This window comes from Williamsia serinedens (genome assembly GCF_024171725.1).
Lineage (GTDB): Bacteria > Actinomycetota > Actinomycetes > Mycobacteriales > Mycobacteriaceae > Williamsia_A > Williamsia_A serinedens.
Window position 1 is genome coordinate 15,366 of the sequence record NZ_JAMTCG010000008.1, and the last position, 16,965, is coordinate 32,330.

The 16,965-nt window shown below is 72.2% G+C and carries 11 protein-coding genes; 9 read left to right on the plus strand and 2 right to left on the minus strand.

From position 1 onward, the window contains the following. Window positions 1–54 precede the first annotated feature (54 nt). From LX12_RS19995 to LX12_RS20015, 5 genes are all read left to right on the plus strand, one after another. Window positions 55–3,510, plus strand: a complete 3,456-nt coding sequence (locus LX12_RS19995; protein ID WP_253656446.1) for an ATP-binding protein — start codon at window positions 55–57, stop codon at window positions 3,508–3,510. 112 nt (window positions 3,511–3,622) lie between these two features. Then, entirely contained in the window at window positions 3,623–5,026 is a 1,404-nt protein-coding gene (locus LX12_RS20000) for an FAD-binding oxidoreductase (protein WP_253656371.1), read from the plus strand. A gap of 125 nt (window positions 5,027–5,151) precedes the next feature. Continuing rightward, on the plus strand, window positions 5,152–5,589 hold the full coding sequence (locus LX12_RS20005) for a VOC family protein (protein WP_253656372.1): 438 nt from the start codon (window positions 5,152–5,154) through the stop codon (window positions 5,587–5,589). A gap of 13 nt (window positions 5,590–5,602) precedes the next feature. Next, complete coding sequence (locus LX12_RS20010; protein WP_253656373.1) at window positions 5,603–5,986, plus strand: VOC family protein; 384 nt, start codon at window positions 5,603–5,605, stop codon at window positions 5,984–5,986. Between the two features lie 57 nt (window positions 5,987–6,043). Beyond that, window positions 6,044–6,796 (plus strand): SDR family oxidoreductase, encoded by a 753-nt coding sequence (locus tag LX12_RS20015; protein ID WP_253656374.1) that lies wholly within the window; start codon window positions 6,044–6,046, stop codon window positions 6,794–6,796. A gap of 7 nt (window positions 6,797–6,803) precedes the next feature. On the opposite strand, the gene eccCa is transcribed toward LX12_RS20015, so the two are convergent. Beyond that, window positions 6,804–10,820 carry a type VII secretion protein EccCa gene (gene eccCa / locus LX12_RS20020; protein ID WP_253656375.1) on the minus strand — a complete coding sequence of 1,339 codons (4,017 nt, stop codon included), beginning with the start codon at window positions 10,818–10,820 and terminating at the stop codon, window positions 6,804–6,806. Between the two features lie 82 nt (window positions 10,821–10,902). Here eccCa and eccD point away from each other — a divergent pair, with 82 nt between their 5' ends. Genes eccD through LX12_RS20040 form a run of 4 tightly spaced genes read left to right on the plus strand, consistent with a single transcriptional unit; the run spans window position 10,903 to window position 15,447 of the window. Continuing rightward, entirely contained in the window at window positions 10,903–12,456 is a 1,554-nt protein-coding gene (gene eccD / locus LX12_RS20025; RefSeq protein WP_253656376.1) for a type VII secretion integral membrane protein EccD, read from the plus strand. Window positions 12,457–12,491: 35 nt separating this feature from the next. Next, window positions 12,492–13,949, plus strand: a complete 1,458-nt coding sequence (gene mycP, locus LX12_RS20030) for a type VII secretion-associated serine protease mycosin (protein WP_253656377.1) — start codon at window positions 12,492–12,494, stop codon at window positions 13,947–13,949. Next, entirely contained in the window at window positions 13,949–14,716 is a 768-nt protein-coding gene (locus LX12_RS20035; RefSeq protein WP_253656378.1) for a hypothetical protein, read from the plus strand. The genes mycP and LX12_RS20035 overlap by 1 nt, the downstream gene beginning before the upstream one ends. After that, complete coding sequence (locus LX12_RS20040) at window positions 14,713–15,447, plus strand: pirin family protein (RefSeq protein ID WP_253656379.1); 735 nt, start codon at window positions 14,713–14,715, stop codon at window positions 15,445–15,447. Before LX12_RS20035 ends, LX12_RS20040 begins: the two co-directional genes overlap by 4 nt. A gap of 13 nt (window positions 15,448–15,460) precedes the next feature. On the opposite strand, the gene eccB is transcribed toward LX12_RS20040, so the two are convergent. Next, window positions 15,461–16,900: a type VII secretion protein EccB gene (gene eccB, locus LX12_RS20045; protein ID WP_253656380.1), complete on the minus strand. Its 1,440-nt coding sequence runs from the start codon at window positions 16,898–16,900 to the stop codon at window positions 15,461–15,463. Window positions 16,901–16,965 lie beyond the last annotated feature (65 nt).

Here is a 16,965-nt window from a genome sequence, read left to right on the forward strand (position 1 = left end):
CATCTGTCCGATATAACCGGTGTCAGACGCCGTACAGGGGTGCGCGGCGTGGTCATGGCGCAGTCACCGGGGAGTTCGATGGAGTACCGCGTGCTCGGGCCGCTCGCGGTCGTCCGCGACGGCGTCCGCTGCGAACTGGGATCGCCCAAACAGCGGGCGGTGCTCGCGCTGCTGCTCCTCGAACGGGGCCGCGCGGTGTCGACGGACCGACTCTGCGAGGCGATCTGGGGTGACGACCAGCCCGGCAACGCGATGTCGAGCCTGCACGCCTACATCTCCAACCTGCGCCGCATCCTGCGTGACCCCGACTCGGGGACGTCGCCGATCGTGCGCCAGGCCCCCGGTTACCTCGCCGACGTTTCCGCCGAGGCCGTCGACGTCACCCGGTTCCGGGACCTGACCGCACGGGCCCGCGCACTCGGCGACGACGGCCGCTGGGACGAGGTGCTCGTCGCGACCGACACGGCGCTGCAGTTGTGGCAGGGTCCGCTGCTCAGCGACCTCGCCGACCTCCCCTGGGTGGGCGTGTACGCCGCCGGCCTCGCCGAGACGGAGACCGACTGCCGGGAGAACCGGATCACCGCGTTGCTCGCCACCGACCAGCTCACCTCGGCCGTGGCGGAGTCGACGGCGCTGCGGGAGCGGAACCCGTTGCGCGACAGGTCCTGCTGGCTGTCGGCGGTGTCGCTGTACCGCGCGGGGCGGGCGCCCGACGCGCTGGCGGTGCTGCGGGAGCACGCTCGTCACCTCGACGACGAGCTCGGACTGGAACCGGGACCGGAACTGCGAGCGGTGCAGCAGTCGATCCTCACCCACGACCCGGAACTCGCCGCGTGGCCCCGTCGGCCGGGCTGGACCGGCGCGCACGGCACCCAGGCGCCGGAGTCCCTGGGCGAGGAGCCGTCGACCGTGCCCGAGACACCGTCGCCCACCTCCCTCGTGGGGCGCCGGCGCGAGGTGGACGTCATCGACCGTGCCGTCGTCGACGCCCGTGCCGGCACGACGCGGTGGCTGACGTTCGTCGGTCCGCCGGGGATCGGCAAGACGCGCCTCGCCCAGCACGCGAGCACGGCCGCCGGGGGCCGGGTGGTCTGGGCCCGCAACCCCGAGGAGACCACCCCGGCCTGGTGGACCCTGCGACAGGTGGTGCGCGGACTCGACGGCGACGTCGAGACGGTGGTCGCCGCACCCTACGGCGTCGACGCGGACACCGCGCGATTCGCGATATACGAACGTGTGCAGACCCTGGTGGAGGCCGCCGCCCGTCGGGCACCGGTGACGGTGGTGGTCGACGACCTGCAGTGGGCAGATCCGGCGTCGGTCGGCTGCCTGGCCTTCCTCGCCAGCGCGCTGAACGCCCTGCCGGTGCTCGTCGTGCTGACCGTGCGGGAGGGCGAGCACGACGGGTCCGTGACGCGCCTGCTCGCGGCGACCGCCCGCGACACCGGCAACCGACAGCTGTCCGTGCCGCCGCTGAGCCCGTCCGAGGTGGCGGTCCTCGCCGACCAGGTCGCCGAGGAGTCGCTGAGCGATCGTGAACGCGCCGACCTCGCCGAGCGCACCGGCGGCAACCCGTTGTTCGTGTCGGAGTACGCCCGCCTCTCGCGGGACGAACGGGCGGGCGGCGACATCCCCGTCGCCGTGCGGTCCGTCCTCGACCGTCGTCTCGCGTCGCTGCCCGACGAGGTCCGTGAGGTGCTGCAGGTGGCCGCGGTCATCGGCGACGACCTGGATCTGCGTGCGCTCACCGCGGTGTCGGGCACACCCACGGCGACGATCGCCGACCTGCTGGACCAGGCCGCCGACCACCGCATCATCACCGCGTCCGGCGGGGCCGACGGGTACGAGTTCGCCCACGGCCTGCTGCGGCAGGAGGTCCTCGCCACGATGCGGTCGTCGGCGCGACGCCGCGTCCACGCCCGGGTGGCCGAGCACCTCGGCACGCTGCGTCCGACGGGTGACGTCCTCGGCAGACGCGCCCACCACATGGTGGCCGCCGGACCGCTGGTCGATCCGCTCGACGTCGTCGCCGCGTGTTCGGCCGCCGCCGACGACGCCGCGGCACGCTGGAGCTCGGAGGTCGCCGCCCGCTGGTGGCGTACCGCGATCGAGGCCTACGGTCACGTCGAGGCCGACCGTCAGGTCGCGTCGGTCCGCGACGACCTCACGATGTCGCTCCTGCAGGCCGAGTCGCGGGCGGGACGCGGTCAGACCGTCATCGACACCGCGCGGGTGCAGATGCTCGAGGCGATGGACGCCGGCCGCGTCGCGACGACGGGCAAGCTCGCCGCCGCCCTGCTCCGATCCAGCGGCGGGTGGCCGTGGCAGGCGCCCACCGCCGATCCCGGCCCGATCCTCGACGTCCTCGAACAGGCGCGACGGTTCACCGTCGACGACCCAGAGGCACACACCTCGGTGCTGGCGGCGCTCGCCGTCGGCCACTGCTACAACCCCGACTCGACGATCCCGGCCGAATGTCTTTCGCGGGCCGACGAACTCGCCGCCGCGTCCGGGTCGTCGGATCTCGCCGCCGACGCCTTGCTCGGCTACCTGCTCACCTACTCCGGCGTCGCCCAGCACAGCCTCGCCAGCCTCGAACGCATCGCGCGCCTGCAGGCGCTGCATCACACACAGTCCCGCGTCGACACCGTCATCGGCCATTCCATCGCGACCATGGCCGCGATGAACCTCGGCGACATCACCCTCGCCGAGCGCCACCTCGCCGCCGGGATCGCCGGCAGCGAGGAGCTCCGACTGCCGGTCGTCCGCGCGCAGTTGCGGTGGATGGAGTCGACGATCGCACTGTGGCACGGCGACCTCGCCGGTGCGCGCCGCCAGTACCAGGTCGCCCGCGAGGTCCACGAGCAGACGGAACTCTACGTCGCGGGCAGCGGGATGATCGCCCTGATGACCTACGCCTGGGAGCGAGGCGCGTTGGCGGAGTTGGGGTTCGCCTCCGACGACCCCCTGCGGTGGATGCAGACCGTCGTCGACGAGGGCGGCGACAACGGCATGGTGGGCGTCGTGGTCGCGGGCACGGCCGCGATCGCCGGTGCCCGGGGTGACCGGCGGGTCGTGGAGACGATGCTGTCGCGCTGGTGGGCCAATCGCGGCGCCCACGTGTGGACGACCCTCGGCACGGCGACGTTGTTGGCGCACGTCGCGGTCGACCTCGAACTCACCGAGCACTTCGACCGGTTCGTCGCCGACCTCGAGCCGTTCGCCGACCGCGTCGCGATCGTCGGGCAGGTCGGCTGTGTGGGTCCCGTGTCGCTGGCGCTCGCCCGGCTCTACGCCGCGCTCGGCCGCGTCGAGGAGGCGCGGCAGCAGGCCCGGTACGCACTGGAACTCGGTGAGCGCACCGACGGTTTCCCGACGGTGCTGCGCGCGCGGCTCCTGCTCGCCCGCGTCGCCGAGCCGTCCCCGACCCGCGACGCCGAACTCGCCGACATCCGGGCGCGCGCACGCGAGCTCGACATGCTCGGCGTGGCGGCCGCAGTCGGGGCCTGACAGTCCGCCCCAGCGGCTTCCAAGCGCTCTCCAAGCGCCGCGTCGCACTGTTCTCCCCGAGCCCCACACCACTCCGCGGACCGGGCCCGCGCATCAGGAGAGAGAACACACCATGACCACAGTCCTGCCCCCCATCCCGACCGAGACGGCCGGCACCGACGCCGTCGCCGCGCTGCGGTCCGCGGTCACCGGCATCGTCGCCGGCCCCGGCGAGCCCGGCTACGAGAGGGCGATGCCCTGGAACGTCGCCGTGCCCGTCGCCCCCCGTGCGGTGGTGATCGCGGCCGACGCCGACGACGTCGGTGCGACGATGCGGGTGGCCGCCGACCACGGTCTGACCGTGGCGGTGGCCGCGACCGGCCACGGCGCGGTCCCCGTCGACGGCAGCTCGATCCTGGTGCACACCAGCGCGCTCACCGAGTGTGTGGTCGACCCCGCCGGCCGCACGGCTCGTGTCGGCGCCGGGGTGCAGTGGCAGACGGTGATCGATGCGGCGACCCCGCACGGGCTCGCCCCGCTGGTCGGGTCGTCCCCGGCCGTCGGTGTCGTCGGATTCCTCACCGGCTGCGGCATCGGTCCCCTCGTCCGGACGTTCGGGCTGTCGTCGGACCACGTCCGCGCCTTCGAGGTCGTGACCGGCGCCGGCGAGCAGATGCGTGTCACCCCCGACGAGCACGCCGACCTCTTCTGGGGTCTGCGCGGCGGGAAGGGGACGCTGGGAATCGTGACGGCGGTGGAGATCGACCTGCTCCCGGTGCCGCAGTTCTACGGCGGCGCACTGTACTTCGACGGCGCCGACGCCGACGTCGTGCTGCGCACCTGGCGCGACTGGAGCGCCGACCTGCCCGAGCACACCAACACCTCGATTGCGTTCCTGCAGCTGCCCCCGCTCCCCGACGTGCCGCCGCCGCTCGCCGGCAGGTTCACCGTCGCGGTGCGCTACACGTCCGTCGCCGACCCCACCGACGCGGCGCGACTGCTGGCGCCGATGCGCGCTGTTGCGCACTCGATCATCGACATGGTCGACGTCATGCCGTACGCCGCGATCGGGGCCGTGCACGCCGACCCCGTCGACCCGATGCCGTCGACCGAACAGCACACCCTGCTCGCCGAGCTGCCCGACGCGGCCATCGACACCCTGATGACCGGCGCCGGCCCGCAGTCGGGGTCGCCGCAGGTGATCGTCGAGATCCGCCGCCTGGGTGGGGCCTTCGGTCGACCGGCGACCGTCGACAGCGCCTTCTGCCAGCGCGACGCGGAGTACACCCTGCTGGCGATCGGGGTGCTCGCACCCGAGATCGCGGCCGTCGTGCCCGTGCACGCGGCCGGCCTGATGTCGGTGATGGAGCCGTGGTCGACCGGTGGTCGCCTGCCCAACTTCGGCGCCTCCGGCGACGCCGCGCGCATCGCCCGGTGCTACGACGAGGACACCCGCCACTGGCTCGCCGCCCTCGCCGATCAGTACGACCCCGCCGGGGTGCTGCGTGTGGGACAGGTCGTCCGCCGCGCTCCCTGAGCTGATCCACGACGCCCTCCGATCCCCACGGTCGGAGGGCGTCGTCCTGCGACCGTGGCCGCACCGGACCGTTTCGACGACGCGCCCCGGGGAACACACCCGCCGACACCCGGAAGGTGGACGACATGACCCGTTTCCCCCGCCTGGCCAACGTCGTGGTGGACACCCCCGACGTCCGTCGGACGGCCGAGTTCTACCGGCGGCTGCTCGATCTGGTCTACCGCGACGGCGACGAGCCACCCACGGACGGACCCGACACCGCCGACTGGCTGGTCCTCTACACACGCGAGGGCCATCGACTGCTCGCGTTCCAGCAGGCCGACGATCTGCGTGCGAGCACCTGGCCGTCGCCGGACGTCCCGATGCAGATGCACCTGTGCTTCTACGTCGACGACCCCGACCGCCTCGACGCCGAGGCACAGCGGGCGCAGGGCCTCGGCTCGACGCACCGAGTGCACCGCACCGACGATCCCGACGAACCGCTGCACGTCCTCACCGACCCCACAGGGCACCCGTTCTGCCTGTACACCCATCCCTCGGTCCCGCCGGGCAGCCCGCTGTGAGGACGGTGCGGCGGTGAGCTCGGAACTGGTCTGCACGGTGATCGAGACCGGTGATCCCGATGGTCTCGCCCGGTTCTGGTGCACGGCGCTGGGATGGCAGGTGATCGATCGATGGGTCGATGCGCACGGCACCGCATTCGTCGAGGTGGGCCCCGACCGGCCCCGTCTGCTCTTCCAGCAGTCGAGCACGGCCCGCTCGGGTGGGCAGCGCCTGCACCTCGACATCCGCCCGGTGGGCACCACCCAGGCAGCGGAGGTGCGGCGACTGGTCGATGCCGGCGCCGAGATCGTCGACGACGACGCTGCGGTCGGTTGGGTCGTGCTCCGCGACCCCGACCACGCCGTCTTCTGCGTCCTGACCCCGGACGAACGACCGGACACGACGGACGCGGAATGACGGCCCGTCCCGTGACGTCGGTACTGCACGGCAGGTTTTCGGTCGAGGGAGGACGACATGGCAACGGGACGACTGGCCGGCACGGTCGCGGTGATCACCGGGGCGTCGAGCGGGATCGGTGAGGCGACGGCACACGCGTTGGCCCGCGAGGGTTCGACGGTGGTGCTGCTCGCCCGGCGCAGCGATCGACTCGCCGCCGTCGTGGACGCGATCGAATCCGACGGCGGCCAGGCCAGGTCTCACCAGGTCGACGTGACAGACGCGTCCGCGGTCACCGAGGTGATGCGGGCGGTCGACGAGGAGTTCGGTCGCATCGACATCCTCGTCAACAACGCCGGCTACCTCGCGAACGGACCTGCGCTCGAGGCCGACCTGGGCGACTGGCAGCGGATGGTCGACGTGAACGTCACCGGCGTCCTCAACACCACCCACGCGGCGCTCTCGCTGGTGACCCAGGCGGTCGGCCACACACGGGGCGTCGCCGACATCGTCACCGTCAGTTCGCTGGCCGGACGACGGGTGCCGACGCTGGAGAGCAACGTCTACTCGGCGACCAAGCACGCCGTGACGGCCTTCTCCGAGGCCATCCGACGCGAGCTCGTCGCGAAGCACGTCCGCGTCGGTCTCGTCGAGCCCGGGATCGTGCGCAGCGAGATGACCACCGGCGGCGAGAAGTACGCGCCCGACGCGACGCAGGGCGACCCGCTCGTCGCCGAGGACATCGCCGACGCGATCCTCTACATCGTCACCCGCCCCGAGCACGTGGCCGTCGGTGAGATCGTGATCCGACCCAGCGAACAGGAACGCTGACCGCGGCCTAGTCGAGCGGCGGCGACCAGGCGACCTGGATCAGGCGATCGCCCGCGCGGGTGACCAGGACGCCGCGGCCGGGCGGTCGGGGTGCGCTCTTGGTGGTTCCCAGCAGCACACCCTCGTCCTTGGCCGCGCTCATCACGAGACCGTCGACGGAGAGGTCCTTGAGTCGGCCGATCACCGGGTCGAACAGCGAGCGCGACGCACCGCCACTACGTCGCACCAGGATGAGGTGCAGACCGATGTCCCGCGCCTGCGACAACATGTCGACCAGCGGCAGCAACGGGTTCCCCGACGCCACGGCGACCATGTCGTAGTCGTCGACGACGACGTAGATCTCCGGTCCCTGCCACCACGAACGGTCCCGCAGCTCTGCCGCGGTCACGTCCGGCCCGGGCACGCGACCGGCCAGGACACCGGCGAGTTCCTGCACGAGCGGCTCGGCCTGCTGTGCCGACGTCGCGTAGGCGGCCAGGTGGTTGCCCGACACCTCGCCCAACAGCGACCGTCGGTAGTCGACGAGCAGGATCTTCGTGTCGGCGGGACGCCCGTTCTCCACGAGACCACGGACGATGGTCCGCAGCAGCGTCGTCTTCCCGCTCTCCACGTCGGCGAAGGCCAGGAAGTGGGGCTGCGACGCGAAGTCGAGTACCACCGGCGAGAGCTCGGCCTCGTCGATGCCGATCGCCACCTGCGTCGGACGCGGTCCGCCGGGCCCGAACGCCCGCGCGACGACGTCGTCCCGGTCGACACGTTCGGGCAGCATCCGGACCGCCGGCGCCTTCTGATCGGGGTAGAACGCGGCCACTGCGGACACCGCACCGATGACACCCGCGGACAGGTCGTCGGTGCGTGTCGAGCCGTCGAGCCGCGGGATGCCGATCAACATGTGCAGGCGGTCGGGACTCAGGCCGCGGCCCGGACGCCCGATCGGTACCGTCGCGGCGACTTTGCGGTCGACCTCGGAGTCGGCCGGATCGCCCAGTCGCAGTTCGATCCTGGTGCCCAGGAGGTCCTTGACCACCGGGCGGATCTCCATCCACCGCGACGCGCTCACGACGAGGTGGATGCCGTAGGACAGACCCTGCGCCGCGAGGGCGGAGAACGTGTCCTCGAGGGCCTCGTACTCGGCCCGGATCGTCGCCCACCCGTCGACGACCAGGAAGACGTCACCGAACCGCTCGTCGGCCACGCTCGGGTCGCCCGCGGCGCGACGGCGGCGGAACTCCTGCATGGAGTCGATGCCGAGGTCGCGGAACCGGGCCTCACGTCGGCGCAGGACGGTGACCACCTCGGCGACGGTCCGACGGACGCGATCCTCCTCCAGCCGGGTCGTGACCGAGCCGACGTGGGGCAGCCCGGCGAGGCCCGCGAGGGTGCCGCCGCCGAAGTCGAGGCAGTAGAACTGGACCTGCTCGGGGCTGTGTGTGACGGCGGCGGAGAGGATCAGCGTCCGCAGGGTCGTCGACTTACCCGACTGCGGTCCGCCGATCACCGCGGCGTGACCCTGGGCGCCCGCGAGGTCGAGGGTAAGCACGTCCCGACGCTGGTCGTACGGACGGTCGACGATGCCGACGGGGAAGCGCAGTGCCGACACCGACGACGACGCCGTCGACCGCCAGTCACGGACCGGCAGCAGCGCGTCGACGGACGGGGACTCGTCGAGCGGCGGGAGCCACACCTCGTGCGCGGCGCGGCCGTGGCCCTCGAGCTGCGCGACCACCGTGTCGAGGACCGTGACGGCGCGGCCGTCGCGCATCACCGGGTCGTCGACGGTCGGCTCGGGGAGCACGTCGACGATCTGATCGGCGGCAGGACGCACGTCGGGGACCTCGGTGGCGGTGAAGAACCGGATGGGCACCGCAGGCCCCGACCGCCCGGTGACGTCGCCGGTGCGGTGGGTCGTCGTCGACGGGACATAGGGCCCGGACACGTAGGAGGCGTTGAACCGGACCGGCTCCGACGAGTCGCACTTGAGGTAGGCCGACCCGGGGACCGCCGGCAGGTGGTAGGCGTCGGGGACACCGAGCACCGCACGGGATTCGCTGGCGGAGAACGTCTTCAGACCGATCCGGTAGGACAGGTGCGAGTCGAGGCCGCGGAGCTTGCCCTCCTCGAGTCGCTGCGAGGCGAGCAGCAGGTGCATCTGCAGCGAGCGCCCCAGACGGCCGATCATCACGAACAGCTCGGCGAAGTCCGGCTTCTGCGACAACAGCTCGGAGAACTCGTCGACGACGATGAACAGCGCGGGCAGGGGGTCCAGCGCGGCGCCGTTCATGCGCGCCCGCTCGTAGTCGGCGACGTTGGCGAAGTTGCCCGCCGACCGCAGCAGTTCCTGTCGACGGTTCATCTCACCGGCGAGCGCGTCACGCATGCGGTCGACCATCGCGAGTTCGTCCTCGAGGTTGGTGATGACCGCGGCCACGTGCGGCAGGCCGTCGAGACCGAGGAACGTCGCACCGCCCTTGAAGTCGACGAGGACGAGGTTGAGGGCCTCGGGGGCGTGGGTGGTCACCATGGACAGCACGAGGGTCCGCAGGAACTCGGACTTGCCGGAACCCGTTGCGCCGATGCACAGCCCGTGCGGCCCCATGCCGTTCTCGGCCGCCTCCTTGATGTCGATCTCGAGCGGCTGACCGCTCTCGGTGACGCCGACGGGGACGCGCAACCGATCGCGCGGGGTCCGGGGACGCCAGACACGGTCGGGATCGACGTTGCCGGCGTCGGGGATCCCGAGGAGCCGCATCAGACCGGGATCGCGGGGGCCGGTCTCCGCGTCGAGGTTGATCAGTTGCGCGGCCGTGGCCAGCGAGTACCGCGCCATGCGCCGGGCGACGGCCTCGGCGGTCTCCACGGACGCCTGGTCGGCCGCGGCGAAGTTCTCCACACCGAACGCCGACCGCGCACCGAGGACACCCTTGTCCAGCAGCAGCTGCGTGCCGCGACGCGCGGCGAGGGTCAGCGGGTTGTCCGCGAGTCCGAGGACGGTGACCGAGTCGAGGCCGCCGTCGTTGATGGACCGCTCGTCGCCGTTGACGTAGCCCCCGGCGAGCACGACTAGCCACTGGACACGGCCGTCGGTCGGGGATGCGTTGCGGGAGAACCGGGGTCGTTCCGTCAGCTCTGGATCGTGGTCCTCCTCGAACTCTCGCAGCGAGTGGTAGAGCATCCGCGCAGGGCCCGCGCCGTCGCGTCGGGTGGGGTGCTGCAGGTGCGGCAACCACTTCGCCCAGGACCACTCCGTGGTCTCCGGGTCGGCGCACACGATCGCCACCCGGACCAGGTCCGGGCCGTGGAAGGTGCACAGCTGCAGGATCATCGACCGCGCCAGGGCGTTCACCTCGTCGGTGATCCCCTCGATCGTGACCGCCGGGAACGCGCGCAGGGAGATCGCGGTGGGCAACCCGCGGACGACGGCGTGCATGCGGATGAACCGTCGCAGCGCCATCACCGACACCGGCTCGAGGTCCTCCAGCGGGCCGGTCTCGGGGCGGGCGAGCCGCGTCGCGAGCCGCTGTGCCCCGATCCCGAGCCGCACGTGCGCGAAGTCGGTGTCGTCAGACCGCCTCTCCCACATGCGCCGTGACCCGACGGCCGGCAGCAACGACCCGACCGCGGGGTGCGACCACGACAGCGCGCGGAGCTGGTCGTGCGCGGTCTCGTCGACGTCCTTGCGCAGGCGGCCCAGATACCGCAGGTAGTCCTTGCGCTCCTCGTTCAGCTCGGCCGCCCGAGGACCACCGCCGCGGCCGCCGCTGGTCGCGAACATGCCGACCATCGACATCAGCATCATCATCGGGAAGAGCAGGGTGACGGGGTTGCGCAGCGCCGACGACCCGGCGGTGAAGAACAGCGCCATCATCCCGACCATCGCGACCACCATCACCACCGGCAACAGCCGGATCATGATGCTCGCGGGGACCGCGCGGGGGATCTCCGGCGGGGCCTGGACCGCCATCTCGCCGCCGGGGAGTCGGGGGCGCGGGGCCCGCGCCCGACGCACGAATCCCTCGGTGGTCATGACGCGCCCTCCCCACTGCCCCGGATCATTGCGTCGGCTATCGTACGTTCTCGCACAGCTGACAGGGAGGCGCTGGCTGCCGATGACGACCTACCCGCCCGGGCCGGGACCGATGCCGGGCAGTCCCACCGTCGGCGCGGCCATGTCGGCCGGACCACTCGCCGCGAACCCGGCCGTCCGCGACGCCGCCCCGCGACGGACCGACCCGGCGCTCTGCCGGGTCTCGGTGTTGAGCGGTCGCACCCAGGTCGACGTCGCGCTCCCCGCCGACGTCCCCGTCGCCTCCCTCGTCCCCGAACTCGCCGGCCTGCTGCTGCGCAACCAGTTCGGTGAACCCGAGCGGGTCCCCGACGACCTCGCGGTGCGGTGGACGCTCGGCCGGGTGGGTCAGCCCGTCCTCGACGAGACCCGCACCCTCACCGAGTCGGGGATCCACGACGGCGACCTGCTGGTCCTGCGGTCGGAGGGCACCGCCGAACTGCCCACCGTCTACGACGACGTGATCGACGCGGTCGCCGGGATCACCCGCCGCGAGTTCCGGTCGTGGTCGACGACCGCCGCGCGGTGGGTGGGGGTCATCGCCTTCCTCGTCGCGGTCACCGTGTCGGCGGTGCTCACCGTCGTCGCGTCGTGGTCCGGGCACCGCTACGACCTCGGAGGCGTCGCGTTCGCAGCGTTCGTCGTCTTCTTCGTCGCCGACGTCGTCGTGCGCTCGACCGGTGATCGTGTCGTCGGGGCGGCGCTGACGGTCGCGTCGGCGCTGGCCGTCTTCGTCGGGTGCTTCGCGTCCCTGCCCGCCGCCGACCACTCCGCGAACGCGGTGCTCGGCGCGGGCGTCGCGGTGTTGGTGGGGGTGCTGGCACTCCGCGTCACCGCGGGTGAACCCTTCACCCACCTCGCGCTCATCACGGTCGCGACGCTCGTCGCGCTGGGTGCGCTGGGACAGGTGCTCGTCGGCGCGCCGGTCCAGCACACCGCCGCGGTGCTGGCGGTCGTCGCGCTGCTCGTCGCTCTCGTCGCCCCGCGGCTGACGATCCTGCTCGTGCGGCTGCCCGTCCCGACGGTCCCCTCCGCGGGCGCGTCTCTGGACGACATCGATCCGCCGGAGGCCCAGAACATCAACGCCGGCGTGGCGGCGATCGGTGCGGTGGCGCTGCCGGAGACGGCTGCGCTGGAGTTGCGGGCGAAGGCCGCGAACGCGCACATGTCCGGGCTCATGCTCGGGGCCGCGGCCGTCGCGGTGACCAGCGCGGTGATCGTCGCCGTGCCGCGTCCCGACGTGGACTGGAAATCCTTGCTGCTCGGGGTCCTGGTCGCCGCCGCGGTGGTGTTGCGTGGGCGCTCGCACAGCGATCTGGTGCAGGCCGCGGGGATGATCGGGCTCGGTGCCGCGGGTCTGCTGGGTGTCGTCGCGGCGCAGTCGGTCGCCGGCTCGGTGTGGGTGATCCTCGCGGTCGGTCTTGTGCTGGTGGTGTCGGCGGCGTCGTTCGCCTTCGGCGTGATCACCCCGTCGATGGAGTTCTCCCCCGTGATGCGACGGATCGGCGAGATCCTCGAGTACCTCGTGATCACCGCGACGGTGCCCATCGCGGCGTGGGTCATCGGCCTATACTCCTTCGCCCGCGGCGCGTGGTGAGGGGTGGGTCTGCTCGACGAGGGCTGAGTGCACTCGTGCGCGTCGGCCTGGCCGCGGCCATCGGTGTGACGGCCACCGCGGCCCTGCCCCTCGCCGGGACCGCGACCGTCGGTGTCGCGCAGGCGCTGACGCCCCCGACGATCTCGGGCCCGGTCCCGTCCGACGGCCCCGTCGCACCGTCGGCGCCGACCCGTCAGACCTCGCTGTGCTCGGAGCTGGTCACCACCAAGGCCGACCACATCGCGCGACCGGCGAGCCTGCAGGCCCTCGACATCGACCGGGCGTGGGAGTTCTCCCGCGGAGCGGGCCAGCGCGTGGCCGTCATCGACACCGGCGTCTTCCGGCATCCCCGGCTCGCGGTCGTCCCCGGCGGCGACTACGTCTCGTCCGGCGACGGGACGCGGGACTGCGACGGGCACGGCACCCAGGTCGCCGGCCTCATCGCCGCGAAGCAGTCGGCCGACGACGGGTTCGCGGGCGTCGCACCCGACGCCACGATCATCGCCATCCGTCAGTCGTCGGCGAACTACGGCCCCGCGGATTCCCGCCAGGAGTCGTCGTCGGCGCCGGTCCTGCCCGAGGGTGCCTCGCAGGGAGCGGGAGATGTGACCACCCTCGCGCGGGCCGTCGTGCGCGCGGTGAACCTGGGTGCCACCGTCATCAACATCTCGGTCTCCGCGTGCGGTCCGGCCGGCAGCGACCTCGGGGACCGCGCTCTCGGTGCCGCGGTGCGGTTCGCCTACGACCGGAACGTCGTCGTCGTCGCGGCCGCGGACAACACGTCGAGCGGGAGCGGCGGTGCCTGCGCCCAGAACACCGCGGCGGCCCAGGGCGGCCGCGACCCGGACCCGTGGGCGTCGGTGACCACCAAGGCGTCGCCGGCCTGGTTCACCCCCTACGTCCTCAGTGTCGGTGCCGTCGAGGACGACGGAGTGCCCGCGAACTTCTCGCTCGCCGGGCCGTGGGTGACCGTGGCGGCGCCGGGGCGGGACATGGAGTCGCTGAACACGGCGGTGAACCCAGCGATCATCGACGGGCGGAAGACCGACCAGGGAACCGATCCTCTGAGTGGTACCAGCTTCGCCGCACCATTGGTCTCCGGCCTCGCGGCGCTGATCCGGTCCCGGTTCCCGCAGCTGACCGCCGGGCAGGTCATCAACCGCATCACGCGGACCGCGCACCATCCCGCCGACGGTCGCGACGGCACGGTCGGGTACGGCCTCATCGACCCGGTGGCCGCGCTGACCACGACGACCCCCGACTCCCTCCCGTCCGGCGCCGATCCCGCCGACCCGCGAACGGGCGACTCGCGCAACGTCTTCGCCGCCGAGCCGCTCCGCCCTGCGCCGGCGTCACCCGGCCCGGGCGCCGTTCCCCGCTACGTCGCCATCGGGGTGGCTGCCGGTGCCGGCCTCCTCGCAGTGCTCTCCTGGACGCTGATGCGACGACGGACGGGCGAGCGACGCCGATTGCGCGAGGGCATCGACTACTGATGGCCGCGAGCGATGCGTGGACGCTGCGCACGCTGCACCTCGGCCGGCTGTGGGCTGACGCCGACGGCGTGGACTTCCCGCCCGAGTTCGCCGCTGCGGACGCCGATCTCGCGAGGCTGGGTGACGACTCCCCCGGGCCACGGCTCGCCGAGCTGAACGGACCCCGACGCGACGCGATCGACGTCCTGACGCGACCGCTCGTCACGATCGGGGTGACGAGCCTCGACGCGCGGAAGCCGTTCGACGACCCCGGCCACCACCTCCGTCTCGTGTCGGCGACCCGGGACATGACGACGGTGGTGATCGCGCGCCAAGAACTCGTGGGGTCTGTGAGTCTCGGTGGGCCGGTGTCGATGACCCGACACACCGCGGCCGACTGGACGCGCGACCTCGTCGCACTGCTGCCCTGCTCGTCGGGCGCGGGCTCCCTCCCGACCGACACCGACGTGGCCTTCCGACGGTTGCCCGGTGTCGACACGAGCAGCATCGTCGTCGTGGAGGAGCCGACGTACCCGTCGGCGGCGTCCGCCTTCGCCCGGGACGACCCGGCGACCTGCGGGTCGCTGCGCATCCAGGTGGGTTCCACCGTCGACGGTCACCGCCCGACAAGCGTCGAGGTCCGCTTCCGCGACATCGTCGACGACGGCCGCTACATGGTGGTCGTCGACGAGCCGGGTGTCGCGATGGGTGTCGACGCCGCGCGTCTCGCGACGATGCTCAACCGCGTCGTGAACACGGTGCGTCGCAGGCACGGTGAGAACACGTGAGGATCGAGGTGATCCGCGACCGGGATCGGCACCACTGGACCGACGGGGCGGTGACCTCCGCGCAGTCGTTCCCCGCCACGGGCAACTTCGATCTCGCCGCCAACGCCCACGGGGTGTTGATGGTCCACAACGACGACGTCGTCGACACCGGCGCGGGGTTCGACACCCACCGGCACGAGAACGTCGAGATCGTCACCTGGGTGCTCGACGGGGCGGTGGAACACCGCGACTCGAAGGGCAACCACGGAGTCCTCACGCCCGGCCTCATCCAGCGGATGTCGGCAGGCCGAGGGATCACACACTCCGAACGGAACGCGTCCACGCGGGCGGAGGACGTCGCCGCGCATGTCGTGCAGATGTGGCTGCCGCCTGACGCCGACGGCCGTGACCCGTCCTACGCCGAACACGACTTCACCGCCGAGCTCGCCGACGGGGCACTGATCCCCGTGGTGTCGGGTCGGGCCGCACACCGGGACAGCTCGGCACTCGACATCGGCAACCGCTTCGTCGCATTGCACGCGGCCCGGCCCCGTGCCGTTCAGAGCGTGACGCTGCCCGCCGCACCGTTCGGTCACCTGTTCGTCGCGCGCGGTGCGGTCGTGCTCGACGGGACCGGACAGCTCGACACCGGCGACGCGGTCCGCACCACCGACGCGGGCGAACTGCTGGTGACCGCCACCGACGACGCGGAGATCCTCTTCTGGGAGATGCACGCGTCGTTCGATCTGTAGACGCGACCCGCCCTCAGGACCCTGCGTCGGGAGCGACGTCCGAGCGTTCGACAAGTGCGGAGTTGCGGGCCAGGGCCGGCCCCGGAGGCATCAGCTTGACGATGGGGTACGGGGCCGCGAGCGGCGTCGGCATCCCCAGGGCGACGGCCGAGGCATCGGGGACCCCGTACCGGACCCCCGTGTCCGCCACCAGGAAGTCCGAGGCCGCACGCGTGCTGCCGGGATCGCTGCCCGTGGTGCGGACGAAGTAGTTGGTCCCCGGCGGCACGTAGGTGACGTCGGCGCCGAGGCCGTCGGTGCGCGCACCCACCGTCGGCAGCAACGCCTTGGCGTTCGCGACGGGGAAGTCGGGTTCGAGGGCGACCGTCGTCGACGCCTGCGCGTCACCGTCCTTGCGCCACTGGAAACACAGCGCCTTCTGCCCGGTGCCGTCGACCTCGTCGGGCGCGGTGTCCGGGTACCCATCCACGTCGAGCGGGGAGACCGGCGGGATGGAGGTGAGCGCGCCGGGGCTCACCGTGAGCGGCTGCCCGCTGGTGGGGGTGGCGGCACGGATCAGGTCGGCGACGAACGGGGAGACCTTCTGCACGCCTGACGCCAGCAGCACGTACAGCTGATCCTGTTGTCCTGCACCCGTGTCGAGACTGGACACCCGCAGGATCGAGCCGACACGGGCACCGTCCAGCGCGAACCGGGATGCGTCGCCCGCCCCGGGTATCCGGGGCGCCACGATCGCCCGTGACGCTGGGATGGCGTCCAGCAGAGCCGGACTCACCGACCGCGCCGCTACCGACTGCAGTCCGAGCGCCTGCCGGACGACGAGGTCGTCGGGGTCGATCTGTGCCCGGGTGCCGCGGTAGATCACGAAGTACTGGTCCCCGTTGCGCACGTACAGCGCGTCCGACGCGCGGAGCGCACGTGCCCCCGTCCCGGGAGCCGGCGTCCCGGCCACCACACCGACCGTCGGCGCGCCGTCGGGGTCGCGGGGCTCGTCGAGGCGGTCGCACACCGACCACACCGACAGGCCGGGGCCGCCCGTCGCGGACAGATCGCTCGGCGCACCCGGGATGCCGATCTGCGATCCCCGCGGGTAGTCCTTCAGCACGGAGTCGCTGACGGAGTTCGGCTTCTCCGCCTTGCCCGCCACCAGCCGTGCGGAGGCGAGGTTCAACGCCGGGTGCAGGCGTCCGTCGACGATGACGTAGAGCTGCCCCGACTGCTTGCTCATCACGATCGTCGAGTCGCCGACCGACCCCTGGGGCTTGAAGATGCTGACCGCGACGGCACCACCCACGACCACCAGGGTGAGCACCAGTCCCGCGATCAGCGACTTCACGTGACCGCTCATCGGGTCGTGGATCATGCGGACGTCGCGGCGGACCAGAGCGTGCTCCAACCGCCGCAGCAGGAAACGGTAGCCGCTGACCTGCGACTTCGTCGTCCGCTGTGCCATCACCTGCCCCCGTCCACCCGTGCGCTCGCGACCCGGCCCGGCCGCCGCCGACGCCGTCGCCGCGA

Coding starts and splice junctions, on each gene's coding strand:
- LX12_RS20000 (WP_253656371.1), top strand. CDS start 3,623: ATGACCACAGTCCTGCCCCCCATCCCGACCGAGACGGCCGGCACCGAC.
- eccB (WP_253656380.1), bottom strand. CDS start 16,900: ATGGCACAGCGGACGACGAAGTCGCAGGTCAGCGGCTACCGTTTCCTG.
- LX12_RS20035 (WP_253656378.1), top strand. CDS start 13,949: ATGGCCGCGAGCGATGCGTGGACGCTGCGCACGCTGCACCTCGGCCGG.
- LX12_RS19995 (WP_253656446.1), top strand. CDS start 55: ATGGCGCAGTCACCGGGGAGTTCGATGGAGTACCGCGTGCTCGGGCCG.
- eccCa (WP_253656375.1), bottom strand. CDS start 10,820: ATGACCACCGAGGGATTCGTGCGTCGGGCGCGGGCCCCGCGCCCCCGA.
- LX12_RS20015 (WP_253656374.1), top strand. CDS start 6,044: ATGGCAACGGGACGACTGGCCGGCACGGTCGCGGTGATCACCGGGGCG.
- LX12_RS20005 (WP_253656372.1), top strand. CDS start 5,152: ATGACCCGTTTCCCCCGCCTGGCCAACGTCGTGGTGGACACCCCCGAC.
- eccD (WP_253656376.1), top strand. CDS start 10,903: ATGACGACCTACCCGCCCGGGCCGGGACCGATGCCGGGCAGTCCCACC.